This is a genomic window from Mucilaginibacter sp. P4_E8 (assembly GCF_056401495.1).
On record NZ_JBFUJG010000063.1, the window covers coordinates 1 to 14,673 of the forward strand.

9 protein-coding genes are annotated in these 14,673 nt (G+C 42.6%); 1 reads left to right on the top strand and 8 read right to left on the bottom strand.

Going from position 1 to position 14,673, the window contains the following annotated elements:
* The 6 genes from AC1DRQ_RS19515 to AC1DRQ_RS19540 all read right to left on the bottom strand — a co-directional run.
* Nucleotides 1-1,853: AsmA family protein (locus AC1DRQ_RS19515; RefSeq protein WP_477426458.1), on the bottom strand; the 1,853-nt coding region annotated here is incomplete at its 3' end.
* A gap of 120 nt (nt 1,854-1,973) precedes the next feature.
* The gene (locus AC1DRQ_RS19520; protein WP_477426459.1) at nt 1,974-2,564 is read right to left on the bottom strand and encodes a DUF4202 domain-containing protein; all 591 of its coding nucleotides are present in this window, start codon (nt 2,562-2,564) and stop codon (nt 1,974-1,976) included.
* A 25-nt stretch (nt 2,565-2,589) separates the two neighbouring features.
* On the bottom strand, nt 2,590-4,056 hold the full coding sequence (locus AC1DRQ_RS19525) for a rubredoxin (RefSeq protein ID WP_429400479.1): 1,467 nt from the start codon (nt 4,054-4,056) through the stop codon (nt 2,590-2,592).
* 8 nt (nt 4,057-4,064) lie between these two features.
* The gene (locus AC1DRQ_RS19530; protein WP_477426460.1) at nt 4,065-7,601 is read right to left on the bottom strand and encodes a molybdopterin-dependent oxidoreductase; all 3,537 of its coding nucleotides are present in this window, start codon (nt 7,599-7,601) and stop codon (nt 4,065-4,067) included.
* 6 nt (nt 7,602-7,607) lie between these two features.
* Nucleotides 7,608-8,903 (bottom strand): MFS transporter, encoded by a 1,296-nt coding sequence (locus AC1DRQ_RS19535; protein ID WP_477426461.1) that lies wholly within the window; start codon nt 8,901-8,903, stop codon nt 7,608-7,610.
* A 26-nt stretch (nt 8,904-8,929) separates the two neighbouring features.
* Nucleotides 8,930-10,471: an alginate export family protein gene (locus AC1DRQ_RS19540; RefSeq protein ID WP_477426462.1), complete on the bottom strand. Its 1,542-nt coding sequence runs from the start codon at nt 10,469-10,471 to the stop codon at nt 8,930-8,932.
* Between the two features lie 582 nt (nt 10,472-11,053).
* On the opposite strand from AC1DRQ_RS19540, the gene AC1DRQ_RS19545 reads away from it, so the two are divergent.
* Nucleotides 11,054-11,671 carry a Crp/Fnr family transcriptional regulator gene (locus AC1DRQ_RS19545; protein WP_477426463.1) on the top strand — a complete coding sequence of 206 codons (618 nt, stop codon included), beginning with the start codon at nt 11,054-11,056 and terminating at the stop codon, nt 11,669-11,671.
* A 16-nt stretch (nt 11,672-11,687) separates the two neighbouring features.
* On the opposite strand, the gene nirD is transcribed toward AC1DRQ_RS19545, so the two are convergent.
* Both nirD and nirB read right to left on the bottom strand, forming a co-directional pair.
* Nucleotides 11,688-12,038, bottom strand: a complete 351-nt coding sequence (gene nirD, locus AC1DRQ_RS19550; protein ID WP_429400484.1) for a nitrite reductase small subunit NirD — start codon at nt 12,036-12,038, stop codon at nt 11,688-11,690.
* Nucleotides 12,039-12,103: 65 nt separating this feature from the next.
* The gene (gene nirB, locus AC1DRQ_RS19555; RefSeq protein ID WP_477426464.1) at nt 12,104-14,593 is read right to left on the bottom strand and encodes a nitrite reductase large subunit NirB; all 2,490 of its coding nucleotides are present in this window, start codon (nt 14,591-14,593) and stop codon (nt 12,104-12,106) included.
* Nucleotides 14,594-14,673 lie beyond the last annotated feature (80 nt).

Below are 14,673 nucleotides of genomic sequence, written 5' to 3' on the forward strand. Positions count from 1 at the left end.
GCCCCGTTCTGCTTAATATTCCCGGCTAACTTTAACGATCCACCGGCATGCTTTACACTTACATTTTGAACATGTATGCTATTATCGGCCAATAACAGATCGGCAGTGGCGTCGGTAGCTAAAAACTTTTTATAATAAACTTTAGCAACGCGCAGGTGCAGTTCGGCCTTACCTTTATCAAAAGCCGTATTTAATTGGTTGTGTAAATTGGGGTTACCGTTCCTTGTTTTAACTGGATGTGCAGTACTTTGCCTGGCGTTCAAAAATCCTAAAAACTCGGCTATGTACAGTTGCGGACTGCGTATTTGCCAGCTTATCAATATTTTTTCGGGAGCGGTATAATACAGATTTAAAAAATTATTGACACGCCCCTCCAAATATGCCACACTATTGCCTGTTTGCAGTCGGATGTTGTTTATGAACAGATCATTCCTGGTAAACTTGAGGGAGATACCTGTGTTTTTAAAGTTAAGGTTACGCGGTAAATAACTTACATCGGCATTTTTAATATTAACGGTTCCGCTTAACATGGGTTTGGTTAGTCTGAAATTTACGAGTGGAGCCTGGTATGCCATTTTAATATCAGCCGTACCATTAGTAAATCTAAGGCTCTGTTCGCCAATTACCTGGTTAAGTTTTTTCACATCAAAGTGTGATTTAAATATGCCCGTGGCTATAGGGACATTCAGGTTGTTTACCACTGCGGTATCAACAGTAAACGGTATTTGCTTATAGCTGCCATTAAAATAATACAGTTTTATAATGGAGTTATCATCATTTAATCCTTTGCCATTGATATAATTGTTAGAGAACACACCGTTAAAGCTGCAATTATCAATTTTGCCGCCCGGTGTGGTCAATGTATTATTTTTTACTTTGGCGGTAACAAAAATTAAGGGATCGCCACCACCACCAAAACTGCCATTAAGGGTGCAGGTTACGGCAATAGGATCGTCAAGATTGAACATATTAAGACTTTTAGTGATGTTTGGCGCAAGCAGGTTTGCAGCACTTGACCACAGGATCTTATCATTTGCGATATCTAATGTAAAATCAGCCGGATCTTTAGCCAGGTTAAATTTACCGCCTATTGTAAAAGTATCATCACCAATATTTAGTTTATTAGGAGCAGCAACTATAAGTTTGCTCTTGTTATTGTAACTGATATCAAAAGGACCGCTTAGCAGCTTGTCTTTTAAAAAACTGCCTCGCCTGGTGTTAAAAGAAAAACTTTTTACCAGTGTTTTTAACCGGAGATGAGCATTCCAGCCGGTAGCGGGGTAGTCCATTCTTCCATTTACATCATTTACCTCAAACTTAAATAGTTTAAATGCCCTGCGGTCGTCTACAACAAAGTTTACATTGTTCAGTTCAAAGCGTTTTATTTGGGTTGATGTGCTGGCTTTTTCGTCGGGTTTGTTGTTTTCTTTAGGTTTAACTTTAAAAACCGCGGTATTGCTATAGCCCGTACTATCTGTAAACAGATCAATATTGGCATTACTGATCTCAATTTTGTTAATGTCAACAGTGCCCTTAAGCAAGGCCATGGCGTTTACCGAAACATAAAGATCTTTAGCGTCCAATAAAATATGATGGTGGGCTGGCCAAAGCTTATCTTTAATTACCACATTTTTTAACACCACGGATACCCCCGGGAAGCCCTTGAAAAAAGTAGGATCAAGCGCGCCAATGGTAAGGGTGCCATTCAGGTTCTTACTAAGCTCGGTAGTGATGAGCTTAAGTACCTTTTGCTTATTTAAAACAACATAGACAAAAACAGCAATAAAGGCAACTATAACCAAAGCTATAATGCTGCCTAATACTTTTAATGTTATTTTAACCCCTTTTGACATTCTTATTGATTTATCAATAAGTAAAGGGTTTAATAGCTTAATTGTTTGTTTATAAAGCTTATAGTAGCATGATGCAAGTGAATTGTTACAAAATGCCTCTTTAATAATATGCTTTAAAAGTTAACTTTTGATGAGTTTTAAAGCCTCCTGTATATAATGCAAACCTTTTTCAGAATAGTTTAAACCCAGCGCAAACTGATGACCATGAGCATCCATTTTTAACAGCGATTTTTTAAGGATATTGATCACTTTTTCGGGTTCATATTTAGGGTGAAAATCCTCGTACTGAAATTGCAGGAAAACCAGGCACAGTGCGTTCTCTATGGTTTGTACGTCATGATCAACCTTGATCTTTTGCTTGAGTAAAATTTGCTTAACACGCGCAATTTGTTCAGGGGAGTAGCCAACCTGTTCCATAATGGCAGCCGCTTTTTCCGCGTGATATTGGGCCAGGTCCTTACGCCATTTTAAATAGGATTCCCTGCCTTCGGGGTAGGTGTTGCGGGGTATTTCCCAACGGCCTATGTGCTGACTACGGGATGCGAGCAACAATTCTTCGTCGGCATTAGGGTCAAGCTTATTAACCCACTCGTATAGTTTTAAAGCTAAAAAATACTCCTGCGGATAGGTAATACTTTCCCAGGTAAAAGTATTGGGGTCTTTTTGATTGTATGCATCAAATTGCTCAAAGGCGGCGTTTAATTTACTCATAGCTATAACTTAGCGTAAATATAATTTATTTAACGCTGGTTGCTCTGTTTTCTATACGGATAAAACTATCTTTTGATGATTCACAAACCGGGCATGAGTAATCAATGAGTGTTTCAAAATCGATACCTGCAGCAATTCCATTCATTATATCGCCATAGGTTTTATCATAAATGCTGAAACAGTTTTTGCATTGATAAATATGATGGGTCTCCTGGTTGGTCTCCTGATCCTCCATTTCAATTGATGGGGAAGGCAGTGATATGCTGTCGTCAATTAAAATACCATAAAAATAGTTGCACAGCCCAATCAAACACTGGCCAAGATCATGTCGTGCTACTTTCTCTTTATAAGTAACATAATCTTTGGTGTTTGGATTAAAATCGCGGGTATGCAACACATCAAACACATCAGTTTTTCGCTTTTTGATGATGATAGAACCCGGAAGGCCTGTTTTAGGCTGCATTTTTATGGCGAAGCAAAGACGGTATGTACGCAGGTCATATTCCTCAAATTCCCTTACCAGTTGCTGCTTTAGTTCCAGGCTTTCGCTGTTTAGGTTTTCCAGTTGCCAGTTCAGTTCATTAGAGGCATGTCTTACATTTACCCGGTATTTGTTCAGGATGATACCCCATTCTTTACGGTCGGCCTCGTTGATGCCTTTTATCATTAATGATTTCCAGGGAGTGGTATATACTTGGCCGATACGGTTTTTGACGCATATGGTACAAATATCCTTCATGAACTCCAGTGGGAACAGCTCATTACGCCTGTAAATGCCCAGCCAGTATTTATTGTTCACATACTTGTTGAAGCCTTCATAATAAGGAAGCTGAAAATCGGGCAGTTTCAATGGCTCGGTTATAGGCTGATCAATAAATTCATTTTCGGCAATAACCAGTTTATGGAATTTTTGATAATTGATATTTTGCTGGTCGTAGAACAGCGCTTTATGATCGGCAATCACTTTTTCGGCTATTTTACTGATAACCGGGATATCATCTGAGTAAATCAGCGAAGGCCAGCAATATATGTCATTTGTTTTTGGGAAACGGATATACAGGTACCAGTAATTGCTTACATCAGAGGTGATGAAATTAAAATTGCCGCTAAAGAAAGGTACAAAAGTTTGATGCTTATCAACCAGGTTGATCTTTAATCTGGGTTTAAAATTAAACAGATCAAAAATATCTTTATAAACCCCTTCTTTTATCCAGCTTTCGCTATTGAAAACAGCATCGGTAACATAGGAGCTAATGATGTTTGGAAACTCATCTTCGTTTATTTCATAGTCGATCTCAGCCCGCAGCATGTCTGTTTCCATATCTTCCAGTCGGTTAGCCTCGATGCAGAAAAACAATTGCTGCCTGTTGCCAACCCGGATAGCCTGAGCGCCCGCGTTTTCGGCAATCAGTAAAAGCTCATACAGATCTCCGGCAGATACCACTCCACCCGGCAGATTTACTTTGATACAATAAGTTTCTTTTTCCTCCATCGCCTTCCTTATTTTACTAAAACATCATTTTTAAGCATCTCTTCCAGTAGCCGTTTTACTTCGGGCCGGCATGATCCGCAACCGGTTCCCGCACCCGTACTATTGCACAGGTCCTTCAGGTTATCGCATCCCGAAGCAATCTTGTTCTGGATGTTTTCGCTGCCAACATTATTACAGCTGCACACCAGTTTGCCCAATACAGGTTCGGCCTTGTTGCCGCTGCGTAATAGCTGGATGCGTTTTTCGCTCAGTTCGGTTTTATTGGCTATCAGTTCCTTAAACTCCAGGAACTCGCTTTTATCGCCTATCAGGATAGTGCCAACCAGCCTGTCATCGTGAATAATACATTTTTTATAGTAACGTTTGGCCTTGTCAATAAACACAATTTCCTCATAGTTTTGATTATCCGGGCATTCAGACAAGCCGATGCTGCACAGGTCAAACCCATGAATTTTAATGATGTTCATGAACAGCGTGCCCTTATAATAGCTGGCAATATCGCCGTTCATGTATTTGGCCATTACCTCTGCTTGTTGTTCGGCGGCTGCGGTAATACCATACATGGTTCCTTCAAACTCGGCAATTTCGCCAATGGCATATATGTCAGGGTCGCTGGTTTGCATGCGTTCATTTACAATAACACCACGCTTGCAATCCAGCCCGCAATCTTTAGCTATCTCCAGGTTCGGGGTGGTGCCAATGGCTAATATCATGGCATCACAATCTATTTTGTTCCCGCTCTTTAAACCAACCCCTGTTAACTTAGACCGGCCGTAGAACAGCTGCACCTCATCGTCATAATAAATATCACAACCCTGATCAGCCATTTCTTCTGCCAGTAGCTGACTGCCCAGCACATCCAACTGTCGGTTTAAAAAGCGCGATACACGCTGTACAATAGTGATCCTGATGCCAATTTCTCGCAACGAAGCAGCCATTTCCAAACCCAGTAAACCACCGCCAACAATTACAACATGACCACCCTGCGGTACATGCTTTATAAAGCTATCGGCATCGTTACGGCTGCGCATGGTAAATATGCCCGGTAGCGACGGTACGTTTTTAGGTACCGATGCCCGGCTGCCAGTGGCTAATAGCAGAATATCATAAGGTGTTTTAACTCCCCGTGAGTCGGTAACCTGCTTGTTAGCCCGGTCAATTTTTTCAATACTTACACCCCGCAGCATCCTGATCTTGTAGGCCGGCTCTTCCGAGTCCTTCATTTTTACCAGTTGCTCCCATGTTTGTTCGCCGCTAATGTAGTCGGGCAGCATGACACGGTTATAAAAAGGATGATTCTCTTTACTGAATATCGTGATCTCATCATCAGGGTTCAGTTCCCGGTACGATTTTACAAAGCCATACGCGCCTGCACCTGCGCCAACTACTACAATGCGCTGAAATGGCTTTTTGTATTTTTGCAGACTAACGGAACAATATTTAAAGTCAGGTTCTTTTGATATAGGATCAACTTTATCGCTGGTCAGGTTATTAGCCCGGTTAAGGTCATTATTTAAAATTTTGCCCCAATGCATGGGTAAAAACACCACGCCTTGTTTTATTTGAGTAGTTAATTTGGCTTGTACCCTCACTTCACCTCTACGCGATGTGATCACAGTGATATCGCCCTCTTTAAGCTGCAATGTGGCAGCATCATTAGGGTGGATCTCTAAAAAAGCTTGTTTATAATGCTGGTTAAGTTTGTTTACCTTACCCGTTTTGCTCATCGTATGCCACTGATCACGGATACGGCCGGTGGTTAATATGAATGGAAATTCGTCATCGGGCATCTCGCTGGTCAAGGTATCCGCAACCGGGCTGATCACCGCCTTTGTTGATGGTGTATAAAATATCTTGTCAATAAATAAACGGGGCGTGCCTTTGGCTTGACTTTTCTTTTTATAGGGCCATTGTACAGTTTTTTGTTCCTTTAAAACAGCATAGCTCAATCCGCTAATGTCAATGTTGGTTTTGGCGGTGAGCTTTACATGCTCGGCGTAAATAGCAGCCGGGTTTTCAAAATCGAAACCTTTGTAACCCATTTTGCGGGCAAAGCGGCAAATGATCTCGGCATCGGGTAGGGCTTCGCCCGGCGCTTCCAGAATCTTATTCAGATAGCTGATGCGGCGTTCGGAGTTGGTCATGGTACCTTCCTTTTCGGCCCAGGCAGCAGCGGGGAGAATCACATCGGCATAAGCCAAAGTTTCAGGCTTATTACTGATCTCTTGTACTACTACAAATTTGGCTTTCTTTAAAGCTTCCTCGGCCAGGCGCACATTAGGCAGACTGGTCAATGGGTTGGTGCACATGATCCAGATGGCTTTTAAGCGGCCATCGTTCAAAGCCTCGAACATTTCAGTAGCCGTTAAGCCGGGCTTGGGTTGTATAGTTGTACCGCCCCAAAATTTTTGTACTTCTTCCCGGTGCAGGGGATTGGCCAGGTTGCGATGGGCCGGGAGCATGTTAGACAATCCACCAACTTCCCGGCCGCCCATAGCATTGGGTTGACCTGTTAATGATAACGGGCCCGAGCCGGGCTTTCCGATATGCCCGGTAATAAGGTTTAAATTAATTAGGCTCAGGTTTTTGTTTACACCAATAGCGCTTTGATTAAGGCCCATGGTCCACATAGTAATAAACCCTTTTGCCTCGCCAATATATTTTGCCGCCAGGCGGATGTCGGCTTCGCGCAGCCCGCAAATATGGGCTGCTTCAGATAACGTTCTTTCAAAAACAATGGTGCTGTACTGCTCAAAGCCTTCGGCATGGTTATTAATAAAATCAATGTCGATGTCGCCGTTCTCTATCAATAACCTGCCTATGGCATGGTTAAGGGTAATATCGGTACCCGGATTGATCTGTAAATGCAGATCGGCAATGGCGCAGGTATCCGTGACCCGCGGATCAACCACAATGATCTTTGCATTGGGGTTAGCCGCTTTGTGCGCCTCAACCCTGCGCCATAAAATAGGGTGGCACCAGGCCGGGTTACCGCCCATAATGTAAAAGCAGTCGGCCAGTTCAATATCATCATAACAAAGGGGAACGCTATCCTCGCCCAGGGCTATTTTATAAGCAGCAACCGCGCTGCTCATGCACAAACGCGAATTGGTATCGATATTATTGCTGCCGATAAACCCTTTCATCAATTTGTTAACCACATAGTATTCTTCGGTTAAGCACTGTCCTGAGGCATAAAAGGCTACGGAATCTGGTCCGTATTTATCAATAAAAGTTTTAAAAACAGCGGCAGTGCGATCAAGCGCCTCATCCCAGCTTACCTGTTGCATGGGCATACTTTTGTTGTACCGCATCTGCGGATAAAGCAGCCTGTCGCTTTTATCATTTACGGTATAATGCAGGTTAAGTCCCTTGCTGCAAAGCATCCCTTTATTTACGGGGTGCGCTGCATCTCCCTGAAGCGTAATGGTACCGTTCTTTTCTTTGTTCACCACAACGCCGCAACCCACCCCGCAATAACAGCAGGTGGAGGTTACGGCATTGGCGGTTAACCTGTTTTTAGATGTTGATGCTTTTACGCTCATTGTAAATTATGCCATACTGCCTGCTATTACAGGGTCAGTTTCTGTACTGGGAACCGATTGTTTGTAAAAACGGGTAATGAAAACTATTAATGCTACCGCGATAACGGTATATCCTATATAAGTGAATGCCTGCACATAAGTAATGGAATCGGACTTGAACAGGAAGCCGAACAGCATACCACCGAAATTACCACCGGCACCAACTATGCCGCTTACCAGTCCCACATTTTTGGTGTTTACAAACGGCACTATACCATAGGTAGCGCCATTTGCCATTTTAAGGAACAGCGCGAACGATAACATAGAAACAATGGCGGCCAACAGCGTACCCGATTGCGCGAATAATATCAGTCCGAAACCCTCGAAAAGTAGCACCCCGGCAAGCAATAAGCCTTTGCCTCGCATGCCAAATTTGTTGCCAACCTTATCAGATACTATACCACCCAAAGCACGAGCAAATAAATTCATGAACCCAAAGATGCCGGCCCAAAAACCAGCCTGGCTTTGTGATAAATGGAACGAATCAACAAAGTGAAGCGAGGCCACATTATCAAAAGTGATCTCCATGCCAAAGCACATAGCGTAAGCCAGGGTTAAAGCCCAAATGCGCCAGTCGGCAAGTACGCTCCAATCGGTTTTTGATGATTTGCCCTGGGTATAGCCAACCTCGTCATAGTTTCCGTTGGGGGTATCTTTAGTGTATTTTGAATATAAAAAAGCAATAACCAGCATCATTACACCAGGTACGATCATGGCATAGCGCCAGGCTTCGGCTTTAGTATAACCAAAACCTACAATGGCTGCAAATATTAAGGGCATTACCATATTAGTTACTCCGCCACCTAAATTACCCCAGCCACCGGTAACCGCGTTAGCAGTACCTTTTAGGTTGGGTGCAAACATCATGGAGGTATGGAACTGGGTAATTACAAACGATGCGCCGATAATACCGATAGCCAGCCTGAACAATAGAAAAGTGGTATAGTCATGTGCGAGGCCCACGAAGAATACAGGTAATGATCCTACCAACAATAACCTGATAGCCGTTTTGCGTGGTCCCCAGGTATCGCAAAGCTTACCTATAATAAGGCGGGCTATGATGGTTGCCGATACCGACGCTATGATAATATTACCTACCTGACCTTTTGTTAAGTGCAATTCGGTACGGATGGTGGGCATCAATGGCGCCAGACCAAACCAGCCGAAGAAACAAACAAAAAACATAAGCCAGGTGATATGGAACGTGCGCATTTGCACACCCTTTACCGAAAATATATTGAGTTTAGTAAGTTGATTTTTCATGGTTCTAAATTTTTAATTGTAAGGGGTTATTTATTTAAAAATTCGGGTTTTATGTTGATCTGCAGGTAGGCCCATACCGGCTTTAAATTAGCTGTGCCGGGTGTTATGTTTTTGGCATACTCCATACTGCGGGTGGCTGCCATGTAGGAGAGGCCAAGATCAATACCAGTAAATTTATTTAGCTTATAACCGGTAGTAAGGTCAAACTCGGTACCGAGGTATTTACTTACAGCCTGACCATTAATGTTTTTCTGGTTTTGGGCTAATAAAAAATAGTGATTAGCCAGCTCTGTTGTAAAGCGGTTATTGGCCGATGCATACTTTATTTTTAAATAAGGATTGCTTAAACCGCCCGTTGGCGAGCCGCTTACCGCGTAAAAATAATCCATGTATCCCCAAAATTTGTGCGGTGTACCATATAATGGGTCAAAGCGATGGTTGGTTTTTGAAGTGGAAAATGCATCATTGCCCGACAGGTAATCCCAGCCGGCGGCGTAGCTTAAAGTATTTGGTTTATAAGTTATAGATGTGGTAATGGTGTAAGCGCTTAGTGATAAGCCCTCGCGGTCATGACCTCCCTGGTAGTAAAAGCCGCCGGTTAATGCCAATTGGTTTTTATCGCCAAAGGCAGGATTGATCAATAGTCCTGTAGTGTAGCGTGTATTTACACCAGTTTGGTTAAAACGCTTACCGTATACATAACCAACATCGGCTCCCGAAGTATTTTTAACCGAATCAAGTATGTATTTACTAAACTGATCGGCCAGGAACAAGCCTGATATTTTTGTTTTGTTGAATTTTTTGGCTGCATATAAATACTCAAAAGCCTTATAGTTTTGGGTAGATGCATTGGAGCCGGGAGGGTTGAGATATGCCGGACTGCCATTTTTAGCGCTAATGCCGGCAGCGTTAATAAGCGGAATAAAACCAGCGGGGGTATTTACAAGGTTACCTTTACTGTCTTTTACCGTAGCAGGCACGTTAGCCGGTGTATAATAAGTGCCGTTGTAATTAATAGCGTCGGAATTTTGGTTGAATGCGGCACCGAGGTCAAGCTGCCAGCCATTTTGAAGCATTTTTAATACAATGGCGTCATGGCGGCGGCCCTGTTGTGTCCAGTCCAGATTACCCAGCAGGCGTTCATCATCATAAACAAGTTCCTGGCGGCCAATTTTAACAGCAAAATAATCAAGGGGTGAGTTTTTAAAAGAAGTGTCTTTTTTGTTGGATAAAATGATTTCGGCCCAGGCTTCGTGCAGCCCTAATTTGTTACCATCAGCAGAAGTTGTTGTAGAGGCATCCTGCCCCCACAGCCTTACATCCTGAATAGCGGTGTGGAAAATGAGTTTACTTGATCTGTAATTAAGTGTTAAACGCGTTCGCTGGGAAATGAACGCTGCATCTTTGTACCCTGTAGTTTGCAGGGTACCGTAACCATCCCTTAACTCGCCCCTTGTTCGTAACTGTCCCGAAAAAGAGATCTGTGCATTTACATTTGAACAGGAAAAACAAACAAGGATAAATGCAATGGCAGGAATAGTGTATTGGTTTAATACATTTTTGTACATTTGAAATAGTTTTTTATTTGTTAAAGCAATGAAAACTGTTTAACCCTGTCTGGGAATGCGACCTCCCGGCAGGGCTTTTTTATGTTCTGTATTTAAATGTTTGCATCCATAGGCATTTAATTTTTGTTGTTTCTTTGTTAATGACTTTTAATTGTTATAAATATATCCAAATTGGTATAGTTTAACAATAATTGTAAGTTTATTTTGATATTTTTATGATTTAAATCATAAAAATCAATTTTTTTATCAAATTATTAATTTTATACTTCATAGAAACTGATTAAATAACATATTTATAATATAAAATTTAGTTTTTGTTCATTTTAATTGACATAAATTCTCATAATAATGATTTTAAAATCGATTTTTTGATTTAATTTCGATTATTTTATAAAAATGTTACAAATTGTGACATTTATCATGTTATTGGTGCGCTTGATTTGTAGTATTTATTAATTAATATTGCAAATTCTGTTATTTGTGTAGAGTAAAATACTGTTAATGAAAAAAAGTCAAAATATTTGTGATACTAAGAGCTGTTTTTTGTGTAGAAATTGCTTGAATGAGTGGCAGCCGGCAATTTTGGCTCATAAAACAAATTATAAAGTAAAAAAAGGCGAAGTGATTTTTAAAGAAGGTGATCCGGTGACGGGAATCTACTTTGTTTACTCGGGTAATGTAAAAGTTTATAAAAAATGGGATAAGGATAAGGAGCTCATTGTTCGTTTTGCAAAACAAGGTTCAATTTTTGGTCACCGGGGTTTGGGTATTGGCAGTACCTATCCAATATCTGCAGCAGCGCTGGAACCAACGGTGGTTTGTTATGTAGATGTGGCATTTTTTGAAGCTTCATTAAAGGTTAATCCTGATTTTACGCACCAGTTGCTCCTGTTTTTTATGGAAGAACTAAAGCAGTCTGAACGGAAGATGCGAAACCTGGCACACATGTCGGTTAAAGGCCGTGTTGCCGAAGCGTTGATCTCCCTCCAAAATCAATTTGGCGCAACTGCCGATGGTTTTATTAATATAGACCTGAGCCGGCAGGATCTGGCATCCTATGCCGGGGCTACTTATGAAACCGTTTTCCGGATGATGAACGAACTGGTGAGTGAAAAACTGATCGGTTTATCAGGAAAAAGCATCAGCATTACTAATCATGAAGAACTTTCAAAAATGGCCCAGGATGCTTTCTTTCCGTAAATTCAAACTGCCATAATTAAGCAACCCCTATATAAACCTTACCATCGGTAACTTTTACCGGGTAGGTTTTTATTTGATAGCTTTCATCATCCAGGCACTCGCCGCTAATGAGCGAGAATGCTTTTTTGTGGAATGGACAGGCCACTTTGGGCGTGCAATCTTCGCCGGTGCTCCCTATCATGCCGCGCGAAAGCACCATTTGCTGTTTATGCGGACAAAGATTTTGCGTGGCATACCACTCGCCCCGGCGCGAAAAATTGAATAATGCTATTTGTTCATTACCATGTTTTACGCAGGCGCCACCGTTTTCGGGCACGTCATCAGTATAACAAGCTAAAATCCATTGAATATCTGCTACTGTTTCCATGTTTATGTTTTTTTAGTCCGAAAGACCGGAAGTTTTAATGTTTATTTCGATATAATTAATAGCTTTTACCATTGTGCTTTTACCTGCTCGCGCATAGCTTCAAATTTTACCGARGGATCTTTTTCTTCGGGTGCGTTAACAAAGTGGGCAAAGCGTTTGCGCAGGTTGGGGTTTTCTACCACCTCTTTCCATTCGCAATGGTAAGTGTCAACCAGTTGCTGCATTTCCTCGTCAAGTTTTTCGGCAATGCCCAGGCTATCGTTAATAACTACGTTTTTCAGATAGCTCATGCCGCCTTCCATTTTATTGAGCCAGGTGGCGGTACGGGTTAACGGGTCGGCAGTTTTAATGTAGAACATCAGGAACCTGTCGATGTATTTAATGCAGGTCACGTTGTCAACATCGGTAGCCAGTAATTGCGCATGCTGTGGTTTGGAACCGCCATTGCCGCAAACGTACAGGTTCCAGCCTTTTTCGGTAGCTATAATGCCAAAGTCTTTTGATTGTGCTTCGGCGCATTCGCGGATACAGCCGCTAACCCCTCCTTTTATTTTATGCGGTGCGCGGATCCCTTTGTACCGTTCTTCAATTTCAATGGCAAATGATACACTATCATGCAGGCCAAATCGGCACCAGGTGCTGCCCACGCAGCTTTTAACGGTACGCAAAGCTTTACCATAGGCGTGCCCGCTCTCGAAACCGGCATCTATTAATTCTTCCCAAATTTCGGGCAGGTCATTTACGTGCGCGCCAAACATGTCAATACGTTGGCCGCCGGTTATTTTAGTGTATAATCCGTATTTCTTGGCTACCTGGCCTATTACTATCAATTTATCAGGGGTGATCTCACCACCCGGAATACGTGGTACAACAGAGTAAGTTCCGCCTTTTTGTATGTTGGCCAGGTAGCGGTCGTTACTATCCTGTATGGTGCCTTGTTTTACTATCACATCATTCCACAGGCTCGATAGGATGCTGGCTACAGCCGGTTTGCAAACCTCGCAGCCATCGCCTTTGCCAAAATGGTCAAGCACCAGGTCGTAGTTTTTAACCTTATTTATTTTTACCAGGTCAAACAGCTCTTGTCTGGAGTATTCAAAATGCTCGCAAATTACATTCTTAACGTATTGGCCATTAGCTTTCAGGGTGCCTGCTATGAGGTCTTTAACCAATGGAACGCAGCCGCCGCAACCGGTACCGGCCTTAGTGCATTTCTTTATCGCGTCAATGGTGCAGGCTCCATCATTAACCGCCGAGCAAATACCAGATTTGCTCACAGCCTCGCAGGAGCAGATCAGCGCCTCGTCAGGCAGATTCATTACACCGGCGCCTTCGCTGGCCTCGCCGCCTCTTGAACCTAATATCAGGTCTTCGGGGTTTGGAGGTAATGCAATTTTGTTATTAACTGTTTGCAGCAGCATGTTATAGGCATCGGCATCGCCAATTAAAATGCCGCCAAGCAGGTACTTGCCATCATTGCTAATGTTGATGCGTTTGTATACGCCTTTGTGGGTATCCTCAAATACAATGGTGCGGCAATCGGGCTCGGTAATAAAGGCATCGCCAAAGCTGGCCACATCAACACCAATCAGTTTAAGCTTGGTGCTCATGTCGTAACCATAAAAGCCTTTCTCGCCTCCGGTTAAGTAAGATGCTACAATGTCGGCCATTTCGTAGCCGGGGGCTACAAGGCCATATATCATACCTTCGTAAAGGGCGCACTCGCCAATGGCAAAAATGCACTCGTCGCTGGTTTGCATTCTTTCATTTACTATTATACCGCCCCGGGTGCCGGTATGCAACCCGGCCAGTTTTGCCAGTTCATCGCGCGGGCGGATACCTGCGGATATGACCATCATGTCGATATTCAGGCTGGTGTCGTCATTAAAACGCAGGGCTTCAATTTTGTGTTCGCCAACAAAAGCTGATGTGCTTTTATTAAGGTGGATGTTTAATCCAAGACTTTTTAATTTGGATAGTAACATACCGCTGCCCGCGGAATCTATTTGCCGGGGCATTAGCCGGGGTGCAAATTCAATAACGTGTGTTTCCTGTATGCCCAGGTCTATTAATGCTTTCGCGGCTTCAAGCCCCAAAAGGCCGCCCCCCATTACGGCACCAACTTTGGCATTGGTAGCGTAGGCTTTGATCAGGTCGAGGTCATCAATGGTGCGGTAAACAAATACACCTTCTTTTTCAACGCCCGGAATATCAGGTACAAAAGCCGATGATCCGGTAGCCATTACCAGGTAATCGTATTGTATGGTGAGTCCTTTTAGTGAATGAACTGTTTTTTCGGAACGGTTTATTTCCTGAACGGGATCATTAAGATGTAACTTTATGCCGTTGTCGGTGTACCATGAAGCAGTGGAGAGCGATAGGTCGTTTGCGGACTTGCCGTTAAAATATTCGCTGAGGTGAACCCTGTCATAAGCCATGAGGGATTCTTCGCCAAAAACAATGATATTGAAATGTGATGATTTGGCTATCAGTTTTTCGCAAAACTTATAACCTACCATTCCATTGCCAACAACTACGATGGTTGGTTGAAACATATCCTAATTTTTTAAATGTTAAAGCAAAAACTGTATTTATAATGCATTTTAATTGCGACCTTAAAGCATTATGGTAACAA